The 10,239-nt window shown below is 43.2% G+C and carries 9 protein-coding genes and 1 pseudogene; 2 read left to right on the top strand and 8 right to left on the bottom strand.

The genetic code is table 11. The features are described from left to right. From EWV68_RS05930 to EWV68_RS05910, 5 genes and pseudogenes are all read right to left on the bottom strand, one after another. Positions 1-98 (bottom strand): annotated as a pseudogene (locus EWV68_RS05930) (IS607 family transposase); the annotation flags it as partial. Between the two features lie 146 nt (positions 99-244). After that, positions 245-730, bottom strand: a complete 486-nt coding sequence (locus EWV68_RS05925) for a crossover junction endodeoxyribonuclease RuvC (protein ID WP_002763127.1) — start codon at positions 728-730, stop codon at positions 245-247. A 3-nt stretch (positions 731-733) separates the two neighbouring features. Further along, entirely contained in the window at positions 734-1,837 is a 1,104-nt protein-coding gene (gene wecB, locus EWV68_RS05920) for a non-hydrolyzing UDP-N-acetylglucosamine 2-epimerase (protein WP_061432553.1), read from the bottom strand. Positions 1,838-1,944: 107 nt separating this feature from the next. Then, entirely contained in the window at positions 1,945-3,276 is a 1,332-nt protein-coding gene (locus tag EWV68_RS05915; RefSeq protein WP_061432554.1) for an MlaD family protein, read from the bottom strand. A 46-nt stretch (positions 3,277-3,322) separates the two neighbouring features. Further along, positions 3,323-4,105 carry an ABC transporter ATP-binding protein gene (locus tag EWV68_RS05910; protein ID WP_002739028.1) on the bottom strand — a complete coding sequence of 261 codons (783 nt, stop codon included), beginning with the start codon at positions 4,103-4,105 and terminating at the stop codon, positions 3,323-3,325. Between the two features lie 321 nt (positions 4,106-4,426). Between EWV68_RS05910 and EWV68_RS05905 the strand changes: the two genes are divergently transcribed. Continuing rightward, positions 4,427-6,997, top strand: a complete 2,571-nt coding sequence (locus EWV68_RS05905; protein ID WP_287169147.1) for a TIGR03960 family B12-binding radical SAM protein — start codon at positions 4,427-4,429, stop codon at positions 6,995-6,997. A 42-nt stretch (positions 6,998-7,039) separates the two neighbouring features. On the opposite strand, the gene EWV68_RS05900 is transcribed toward EWV68_RS05905, so the two are convergent. After that, positions 7,040-7,576, bottom strand: a complete 537-nt coding sequence (locus tag EWV68_RS05900) for a hypothetical protein (RefSeq protein WP_061432556.1) — start codon at positions 7,574-7,576, stop codon at positions 7,040-7,042. 95 nt (positions 7,577-7,671) lie between these two features. Then, the gene (locus EWV68_RS05895) at positions 7,672-8,886 is read right to left on the bottom strand and encodes a type II secretion system F family protein (protein ID WP_287169145.1); all 1,215 of its coding nucleotides are present in this window, start codon (positions 8,884-8,886) and stop codon (positions 7,672-7,674) included. Between EWV68_RS05895 and EWV68_RS05890 the strand changes: the two genes are divergently transcribed. Next, positions 8,819-9,127: a hypothetical protein gene (locus EWV68_RS05890; protein ID WP_287169148.1), complete on the top strand. Its 309-nt coding sequence runs from the start codon at positions 8,819-8,821 to the stop codon at positions 9,125-9,127. The two genes, EWV68_RS05895 and EWV68_RS05890, sit on opposite strands and share 68 nt — an antisense overlap. Here the strand turns inward: EWV68_RS05890 and EWV68_RS05885 are convergent. Beyond that, on the bottom strand, positions 9,077-10,177 hold the full coding sequence (locus tag EWV68_RS05885) for a type IV pilus twitching motility protein PilT (protein WP_061432558.1): 1,101 nt from the start codon (positions 10,175-10,177) through the stop codon (positions 9,077-9,079). The two genes, EWV68_RS05890 and EWV68_RS05885, sit on opposite strands and share 51 nt — an antisense overlap. Positions 10,178-10,239: the final 62 nt, after the last annotated feature.

Genomic DNA, 10,239 nt, shown 5'->3' with positions numbered 1-10,239 from the left:
GTAGGAAGACGTTCTCCTTGTAACTGCCCTCGATTCCACATTCTCCAAGCAGTGTCATAACTGATCCCTTTTTTCTTAGCATAATCTGATAGTTTCATGTGAACTGCAATGTAAACTTGCACTAACCATATTAGCAGTTGTTTGCAGTCATTTGCATATATTTTTTACAAAACTTTACAATACTAAATCCAAAGATGGCTTTTAGTTGTCAGCTAAATTTTTTGACCAATTGGGTCAAATTGCTTCAAGAGATTTGATTGCGAACGCCACTAAAAGCGGCATAGGCGATCGCTATAGCATCTACAGCATCATTAATGGGCATTTTTGTCAATCCGAATAAATACTTAATTTGTTCGGCCACCTCCGCTTTAGTGGCCCTACCATGGCCCAGATGACATTTCCAACTAGCTTGATGGAGGAAAATCGGTTCAATTCCCCCATCGCGGCAGCTAACCAGATTGATAATTCCCAATGCTTGCAGGACTCCACCAGCTGCCTTGATTTGCCGGTTAAAAAAGGGCATTTCCACGGCAATTTCCCCCGGTTTATATTCTGCGATTAACTCCTTTAAATCCCGTTCAATTTCGATCAAACGCTGGGCAGTAGAAAGATTTTTAGAAGTTTCGATCGTGCCGTAATCGACTAAAATCGGCATTAACTCACTATTATCCCGGAGAATAGCCCAACCGACAATCGCTAATCCGGGGTCGATACCCAACCAAGTAGTCATAGATTAAGCCAAAAAATCTTGGACGATTTGGAGGATTCTTTGGGATGCTTGTCCATCTCCAAAAGGATTAATGGCATTAGCCATACGATCATAGGCGATTTTATCCCCTAATAATTCTCCCGCTTGTGCTAAAATTTGCTCTGGATTAGTACCAATTAATTTCGCTGTTCCCGCTTGTACTGCTTCCGGTCTTTCCGTGGTTTCTCGCAATACTAAAACCGGTTTTCCTAAACTAGGGGCTTCTTCTTGAATGCCCCCCGAATCAGTTAATAATAAATAACAGCGTTGAATCGCCCCCACTAACTCGGCATAATCGAGAGGTTCAGTTAAAAATACCCTGGGATGATTGCCCAAAGCGGACTGTATTGGTTCTCGGACGGTGGGATTGCGATGCAGGGGTAATAATAGGGCTGTATCGGTATATTTTTCTAACAACAAAGTGAATCCTTTGATAATATCCCGTAAGGGTTCGCCCCAATTTTCCCGGCGGTGAACCGTGGCTAATAAAACCCGATAATCTGACCAATTTAAGCCCGCAATTTGACATTCTGGGGCGGTTTTGGCTACGGTTAATAAAGCATCAATAACTGTATTACCGGTGTGGTGAATATTTCCTGTCACCCCAGATTTTTGTAAATTTTCCACGGCTAAAGTAGTGGGAGCAAAATGTAGGGTAGTCAGTTGAGAAATTAGGCGGCGATTAGCTTCTTCGGGATAGGGATTATAGATATCATTAGTTCTTAATCCTGCTTCTACATGGGCGATAGGAATTTGTTGATAAAAAGCCGCTAAAGCAGCAGCAAAAGCCGTGGTAGTATCACCTTGCACAATAATTAAATCTGGTTTTATGCGCTCAAAAACTGTTTCTAAACCCCGTAAACTGCGGCAAGTAATATCAGTTAAGGTTTGACGGGTTTGCATAATATCGAGATTTTCATCTGCTTTTAAAGCAAATAATTCCATCACCTGCGCTACCATTTCTTTATGCTGTCCCGTCAGAACTACATGGGTTTGAAACTGTTCCGATTCTTGAAAAGCACGAATAACGGGAGCTAATTTAATCGCTTCAGGACGAGTTCCAAGAGTAATACAAATTGATTTAAACATATTATTATCAGTTATCAGTTATCAGTTATCAGTTATCAGTTATCAGATGTGAGTTTTCATTTCACTGATTACTGTTCACTGAAAATCGCTTGAATTGTGCTGTTTTGTCATTTTTCACTCGTGGGTGGTTGTTGAACGATAAATTGGGGATAGAGTTGCATTTGCTTAGGATTTAAAGGTCGAGAGATGGTCAAAACTTTTTGTTTAGCTAACTCTTGAGTCATGGTATCTAAAGTTTGAGCGATACGCAAATTATATTCTAATTGTTCCCCGGAAGAAAGCAGATTACTTAAGCCATCGATTAAACGTCTTAAATTCTCGCGAAATTGGGGATCACCGATTAACTCATCGATATCGGAGGTGATTTTTTGAGTATTTTCAAAAGTCACCCTAGCGGATTCGAGAGTTTTTTGCAGTACGACAATTGTAGCAGGATCGTTAATAGTTTTAGTAATTTCTCGTAAATTATTCGATGTTTCCACCGCATTATTCAAAATAGTCTCGATATTTTGCATGACTTGTTTAGTATCAATTTCATCTAAACCTGCATTCAACCTCAGGGCGGTATTATTGAGATTATTAGCGAGACTACCAATACCTAAACTAGCTTGATTAATATTACCGAGAGTATCAACAATTTGTCCGCGATTTTCGCTGAGAACAGCATTGATATTAGCGACCAATTGGGAAGATTGTTGAAAAGTCCTGCTGATTTGACTGCGATTTTCCTGAACGGTATTATCTAAAGTATTGACAAAACGGGAGGCATTATTAGCCGTATTAGTGACCGAGCGACTGGTGGTAGCTAATTCCAAAGATAGACGAGAGATTTCTCTTTGGGCATTACGGATAGTCTGGGAGGTATCATCGGATAAACGGGCGATTTTTTGAGCTGCTATAGCGGTATTTTTGGTGACATCATTGAGATTACCCACAAATTCAGGACTGGTAAAAGTATCCACTAAACGACCAACACTAGACATTAATTGTGTTCCTGTTGTCCCCTGTAAACGAGTATTATTACAGAGAATTAACTGTTGATCACAGTCGGGACTCAGAGGGTCGAGATTTTTAGCCTCAGCACTTAAAGAAACTAAGGGAGTGATATCGATGGCTGCCTCTCCAATTAATCCGGAAAGATTGGTAGTAACAGTTACCTTCCTAGGCATAACTAAAGTAGCAGAAGCGATTTCGGCAATAACTTCCACTTGATTACTCCCCGGGATAAAACTCGTAATTCTTCCCACTCTCACCCCGCGAAAACGCACCGGCGCCCCGACTTGTAACCCTTCCACGTCGGCAAACTCGAAGATTAATTGATAGGTTTTCTGACCAAATCCTCCCCCGCGAACCCAGATAGCGAGCGCCCCAAAGACCAATAATCCGCCTAGAGCAAACAAACCTAGTCTTCCTTCCCGTAAAGCTCGCGAACTCTGCATGATTTTTCTCTCATTCTCGATAGTTCTTAATTTAGCTTAATCTAGCTTAAACGATTGTCCTAATCGGGCCTTCAATGCTGGCGCTAAAAAATTGCCGGATCATGGGATGATCGGTACGATCGATATCTGCCACTAATCCCTGCCATTGCACTTTTCCCTGATAGAGAAATACTACTCGATCGGCGGTGCGTCGGATGGTACTTTGTTGGTGAGAAACCATCACATAAGTGTTCGCAGACCCCGATTTTTCATGGAGAGTCCGCACTAGATCCTCGATAATTGTGGAAGCTATCGGGTCTAATCCGGCGGTAGGTTCATCATACAGCAGTAATTCGGGATTATCGGCCGGATTATCGGGATTAGTGATAATAGCGCGGGCAAAAGCCACCCGTTTACGCATTCCCCCCGATAGTTCCGAAGGATAAAGGTCACTAATTCCCTGTAAACCGACCATTTCCAGGCTTTTTTCCACTAATTCCCTAATTATGGCTTTTTTTAAATTAGTTTGTTCATAAAGATAAAAACCGACATTTTCCCCGACGGTGAGAGAATCAAACAGGGCCGTTTGTTGAAAAACTAAGGAAGTTCGCATCGCTTCTCGACCATCTTCTAGCAATCCCTGACGCAATTGACCTTTAATACGAATTTCTCCAGCATTTATCCCCGTTAATCCCGCAATTAACCGTAAAACCGTTGATTTTCCCGTTCCCGACGGCCCGATAATTACCAGGGCCTCCCCTCGATAAATGGTTAAATCTAAACCATCGAGAATAACATTATCCCCGAATCTTTTCGATACTCCTCTCAATTCAATTAACGGTTCTTTCATGAAATCAAGATTAATGTCGCTTAATTATCTTATAGCCTCTGGAATTTTAGGGAGATGGGGAAGTGGGGTGTGGGGTGTGGGGGGAAGTGGGGTGTGGGGTGTGGGGAAGTGGGGAAGTGGGGAAGTGGGGAAGTGGGGAAGTGGGGAAGTGGGGAAGCTGTCTCATCACCCTATCACCCTATCACCCTATCACCCCAAAACCCTATCACCCCAAAACCCTATCACCCCAAAACCCTATCTCCCGACTCCTGAATACTGACTCGATTCTGGCTGCTATAGTAGAAAAGCACCCATTGCTGACGATATCTGAGGTAGATTGCCGTGACTATTGCTTTAGACCAACTGCTTACCCCCGACATTTTTCGACCAGCGCGTTATTTGGGCAACGAGTTAGGCGCTAAACATAAAGAATGGGCAAGTGCTGTGGTTCGTTGGGTGTTAACCTATCCGGAAGTGTACGAAGTGGGGGCATCTAACCTCGGCCATATTATCCTCTACAATATCCTCAATGCTCAACCCCGCCAACTCTGCGATCGCACTTATTTACCCGCACCGGATTTAGCCCAAAAACTCAAACAGACAAAAACCCCCTTATTTGCCCTAGAATCCCGTCGTTGCCTCACAGATTTTGATATTCTGGGTTTTAGTCTCAGTTATGAGCTAGGAGCCACCAATATTTTAGAAATGCTCGACTTAGCGGCAATTCCCTTGACTTGGAGAGCAAGAGACTCGGGTAACTATCCGCTAATTTTTGCCGGGGGACAAACTGCCACCTCTAACCCCGAACCCTACGCCGACTTTTTTGATTTTATCGCCCTTGGTGATGGCGAAGAATTATTGCCAGAAATCGGTTTAATTTTAGAAGAAGGTAAACTAGCTAATCTAAGCAAAGAAGAACTATTACTAGATTTAGCCCAAATTCCGGGGGTATATGTCCCGCGTTTCTACGATGTCACCCCAATCGGTGCAGTTATCCCCAATCGTGACGATGTACCGCCAAGAATTTTACGCCGGGTAGCGACTCCTATCCCAGCCTATTCTATCGGTTTAGTTCCCTTCGTGGAAACGGTTCACGATCGCCTGGTGGTGGAAATTCGTCGCGGTTGCACTAGGGGATGTCGTTTCTGTCAACCGGGGATGTTAACCCGTCCTGCGCGGGATGTGCAACCGGAAGCAGTAATCGAATCGATTGAAAAAGGAATGCGAGCGACGGGATATAACGAATTTTCCTTATTATCTCTCAGTTGCTCCGATTATCTAGCTTTACCTGCCGTGGGTATGGAGATTAAAAACCGTCTCCAGAATGAGAATATATCTCTATCGTTACCCAGTCAAAGAGTCGATCGCTTTGACGAAAATATTGCTAACATAATTGGGGGCAATCGTCAATCGGGTTTAACCTTTGCACCGGAAGCGGGAACCCAACGAATGCGCGATGTGATTAACAAAGGGTTAACCAACGAAGAATTACTCAGAGGGATAAAAACTGCTGTCGAACAGGGTTGGGATAAGGTCAAACTCTATTTTATGATCGGTTTGCCAGGGGAAACCGATGTGGATGTCATCGGTATCGCGGAAACCCTGCGTTGGTTGCGTCGGGAATGTCGTTTACCGAAGCGGAAACCCCTCGATTTTACCCTAACTATCTCTAATTTTACGCCTAAACCCCATACCCCCTTCCAGTGGCATTCCGTCTCGACGGCCGAATTTATCCGCAAACAGGAGTTATTAAGACAGGAATTCCAAGGCATGAGAGGGGTAAAAGTCAATTATACCGATGTCCGCATCTCGGCCATGGAAGATTTTATCGGTCGCGGTGACAGAAGTTTAGGGAAAGTGGTGCTGCGCGCTTGGCAATTGGGAGCCGGGATGGATGCTTGGTGGGATAATACAGAGAAAGCCTATCAAGCATGGTCACAGGCGATCAAAGAATCCGGTTTAACTTGGAAATATCGTCAGATAGAACAGGGAGAATGGCATATTTTTGCCGATGCAGACAAAGATATTTTAGAGCGTCCTTTGCCCTGGGATCATCTGGATACCGGTATCGATAAAAAATGGCTACAGGAGGACTTAAAACGCGCCCTAGACGCGGCAACGGTCCCCGATTGTTCTTTTGAGGGTTGTTCCCATTGTGGCGTTTGTAGCGTCGATTTTGGTCATAATATCGTCATTGAAGCGCCTCCGATTCCCGCTTTTGCCGGACATTTTCAACCCAATCAAGAACGCGCCCAAAGAATTCGGGTTTGGTTTGGCAAAATTGGCGAAATGGCCCTACTTAGCCACTTGGATCTGGTGCGTTTATTTGATCGCGTCGTCCGTCGCGCTGCTATTCCCATTTCCTTTACCGGTGGATTTCACCCTGGTCCGCGCATTTCGATCGCCAATGCTTTATCCTTGGGAGCAACCAGTAGCGGTGAGATTGTCGATTTTGAATTGACAAAAGTGATCGATTTAGAGAGGTTTAAACAGCAATTAAGCGCACAATTGCCCGCAGATTTACCAGTTTATCAGGTGGAAGAAATTCCCTTAAATGCCCCCGCTGCCACCCGTTTGTTAGAAAAAGCTGCGTATTTGCTCACTTTTAACAGTGAGGGAATTGACTGCCAACAATGGCAAAATTGGATCGAGGCGATTAAGCAAGCAACGGTGATGGAACGGGAAAAAACCACCAAATCCAGCAAAAAAGTCACGATTAATCTGCGAGAACAATTATATGAATTAGAGTTAAAAACTGTTGACAAGGAAGCCGTTTTGTGCTATGTGGGCAGTTGTCGCAATGATGGCACTTTACTACAGCCCGATCATCTCGTCGAGATGTTAGAAAGGGTTTCTGGACAGGAAATTTCGCTGCTTAATTGCCATCGTCAGTGCTTGATTTTAGGAACTTAACCATCGTCAACTGTTCCCTTTATACTCACCCCAGAGAGTCAGCTAATCTTGATCGACTAATTCTAAGCAATCATCAATCAAAGCTGGCCGATAACTTTGAACAACCATCGGTAAAAAAGCCCCTCTTAAACCCTTTTTTATTCTCTCGGCCGTTTGATCAAAAACCACAAATAAAGGATGAATTGTTTCTGCACCTTCACTAAACATATGTTGTTCTCTGGGGGGCATTAACCATTCATATTCTTTATCTAAACATATTTGTGTTTCGCGCCAGCGTTTCAACAAATCAGAAAAATCTTCCCCCGGACGATGGATAAAAATCAGGATTTCTGAACCTAATTTAATTTTCCATTCCGGATCACACATCAGAATCGCCAAATCACAAGCTAATTGTACCGTCTTTCTAGATTCAAGGGCAGAAGATGGACGAATTCTGACCAAGGGCAAGGGAATAGTAATTAAACTCTCTTCAGGACGACGCATACTAGGAATTAACTCTAAATAGGGGCGATATTGTCGCAATAATTCGATCGCCCCCTCACGACAGCTATATTCCGCTAATAAAGTTTCGTAAGACACAGATTCACCTAATCAAATAAAAGGAGATAAAAATTAAAATCTTGCTGATTTCCAGCTACCGGCAATAGTCACTGATCACTTGATCACTGCTCAACTTATCCCAACGCATCGAAGATTTTAAACATGGGCAAGTACATAGACAAAAGAATAATTCCCACCATCCCCGCAACACCAATCATCATCAAGGGTTCAATGATACTGGTTAAAGCTTTAACGGCCTGTTCCACCTCATCTTCGTAGAAATCCGCCACTTTCATCATCATGGCATCTAATTCTCCCGTTTCCTCCCCAATACTAATCATTTGAATTGCCAAAGGTGGGAAAACATTGGCTTTTTGTAGGGCCAAACTCATCATTCCCCCCTGCTGAATTTCCGCCTTGGCACCAGCGATCGCATTGGCAATTACCTGATTACCCACCGTATTACAAACGATGTCGAGAGAACTTAAAATCGGGACACCAGAACGCGTCAGAGTCCCAAAAACCCGGCAAAATCTAGCCACAGCTGACTTTTCATTCAAATCACCAAAAAGAGGCATTTTAAGGAAAAAGTGGTCAATTTGTAGACGACCCATCGGGGTTTTGTAATAGCGACGTAGTAAAAAAACCGTGGCAACAATGGTGACAATCGGAATTAAAATCAACCAACTACGCATCACACTACTTAAAAAGAGCATAAATTGCGTTAAAGCTGGTAGCGGCACGTTTAAATCGGTGAAAATTTTCGCAAACACGGGAATTAAAAAAATTGTCATCCCGAAAAACACAATTACCGCCAAAATTCCCACCGCTACCGGATAGGTCATCGCTGATTTAATCTGGTTTTTCAAGCGGGCCATATCTTCCAAAAGTTTCGAGAGACGGTTCAGCACTTCATCGAGTACCCCCCCCGTCTCTCCAGCTTCGACCATACTGACATAAAGTTCATCAAAACATTCGGGATGTTTGGCCATCGCTTCCGATAACGGACTCCCTTGCTGTACCTCAGCACTAATCGCTTCTAGGGCTTTTTTCATCTTGGGATTACCGCATTGATCCCCCAAAACTCCCAAACATCTCACAATCGCCACACCAGCATTAATCATTACCGAAAATTGACGGGAAAAAACCGCTTTATCTTTGATGGAAATGCTGGCAAACATCAACTTTAAACCGGAAAGATCGATCTCTCCCCCCACTTTTTTGACCTTACCGACGGCGGCATATTTCGCCTTCAGCATCGTCCGGGCCTGTTCGGGAGACATGGCCTCAACTTTCTCTTGGAAAACTTTTCCAGAGCCGTTTTTAACTTGTGCGACAAAATTAGGCATAGGACAAATCAGTTATCAGTTATCAGTTATCAGTTATCAGTTATCAGTTATCGGTTATCAGTTATCAGTTATCAGTTATCAGTTATCAGTTATCAGTTATCAGTTATCAGTTATCAGTTATCAGTTATCAGTTCACTGTTTACAGCAAAAAACTTCCCACTCTCCTATACCTTTTAAACAGGATTTAGGATTAAATCCGGGCTTTAGCGTTAGCGCTGGCCCCGGCGATAAGACGTTGTAATTCATCGGGTTTACCGCTTTTAGAAATGGCCTCTTCCAAAGAGACAACACCCCTAACAACTAAATTAGCTAATCCCTGTTCCATGGTTTGCATTCCTAACTTCATTCCGGTTTGAATTGCTGAATAGACTTGGGGGGCTTTTCCTTCCCGAATTAGGTTAGCGATCGCTGGAGTTACCACCATGATTTCCTGTACCATTGCCCGACCAAATTCCCCCGGTTTAGGATTTTTTTTCTTGACTAGGTTTTGACTAAAAACTGCTAGTAAAGAATTGGATAACATGGCGCGAATTTGTGCCTGTTGATTAGCAGGAAAAACGTCAATAATCCGATCCACTGTTCCCGCTGCCGAGCTAGTGTGTAGGGTTCCGAAGACTAAGTGACCGGTTTCTGCCGCCGTGATTGCCAAACTAATTGTTTCTAAATCCCGCATTTCTCCCACAAGGATAATATCAGGATCTTCCCGTAAAGATGCTCTTAAAGCGTTAGCAAAACTCTTGGTATCTTCTCCTTTTTGTCGTTGGTGAAACAGACTTTTTATATTAGGAAAAACGTATTCAATTGGGTCTTCTACAGTTAAAATATGTTCAGACCTAGTCCGATTAATTAAGTCTAAAATTGCCGCTAAAGTGGTAGTTTTACCTGAACCTGTTTGGCCAGTTACGAGAATTAATCCCCTCGGTCTTTCCGATAACTCCCGTACTACTCTAGGTAAATTTAATTGTTCAAAGTTAGGAATTTTAGAGGACAAAGCCCGTAAACAAGCTGCATAAGCCCCCCTTTCTTTATAAACATTGACCCTAAATCTTGCTAATCCTTTCACCCCGTAGGAACAGTCTAATTCCCAATTCTGCTCTAACTCTTTTCTTTGGGTATTATTGAGCATACTAAAAATCAATTTCTGACAATCTTGCGGGGTTAAAGATTCTTCATTAATCGGGGACAGTTTGCCACTAATGCGAAAATAGACCGGAGCCCCGGACTGAATGTGCATATCGGAACCGCCCATCTCGACCAATTGTTCCATTAAATCTTCGATCATTAATTCCATAAGTTAAACCCCATCTATAAGGTAAAAAGTGAAAAGGAGATAGGAGTCAGGAGCCGGTCATC

Source organism: Microcystis sp. M_QC_C_20170808_M9Col, from assembly GCF_007095495.1.
GTDB lineage: Bacteria > Cyanobacteriota > Cyanobacteriia > Cyanobacteriales > Microcystaceae > Microcystis > Microcystis aeruginosa.
This window is presented reverse-complemented; position numbering and strand designations above follow the sequence as displayed.

Excerpts from the sequence above, each read along its gene's own strand:
- EWV68_RS05925 (WP_002763127.1), bottom strand. The coding sequence starts at position 730 with ATGACTACTTGGTTGGGTATCGACCCCGGATTAGCGATTGTCGGTTGG.
- wecB (WP_061432553.1), bottom strand. The coding sequence starts at position 1,837 with ATGTTTAAATCAATTTGTATTACTCTTGGAACTCGTCCTGAAGCGATT.
- EWV68_RS05915 (WP_061432554.1), bottom strand. The coding sequence starts at position 3,276 with ATGCAGAGTTCGCGAGCTTTACGGGAAGGAAGACTAGGTTTGTTTGCT.
- EWV68_RS05910 (WP_002739028.1), bottom strand. The coding sequence starts at position 4,105 with ATGAAAGAACCGTTAATTGAATTGAGAGGAGTATCGAAAAGATTCGGG.
- EWV68_RS05890 (WP_287169148.1), top strand. The coding sequence starts at position 8,819 with ATGGCCTCAACTTTCTCTTGGAAAACTTTTCCAGAGCCGTTTTTAACT.
- EWV68_RS05895 (WP_287169145.1), bottom strand. The coding sequence starts at position 8,886 with ATGCCTAATTTTGTCGCACAAGTTAAAAACGGCTCTGGAAAAGTTTTC.
- EWV68_RS05885 (WP_061432558.1), bottom strand. The coding sequence starts at position 10,177 with ATGGAATTAATGATCGAAGATTTAATGGAACAATTGGTCGAGATGGGC.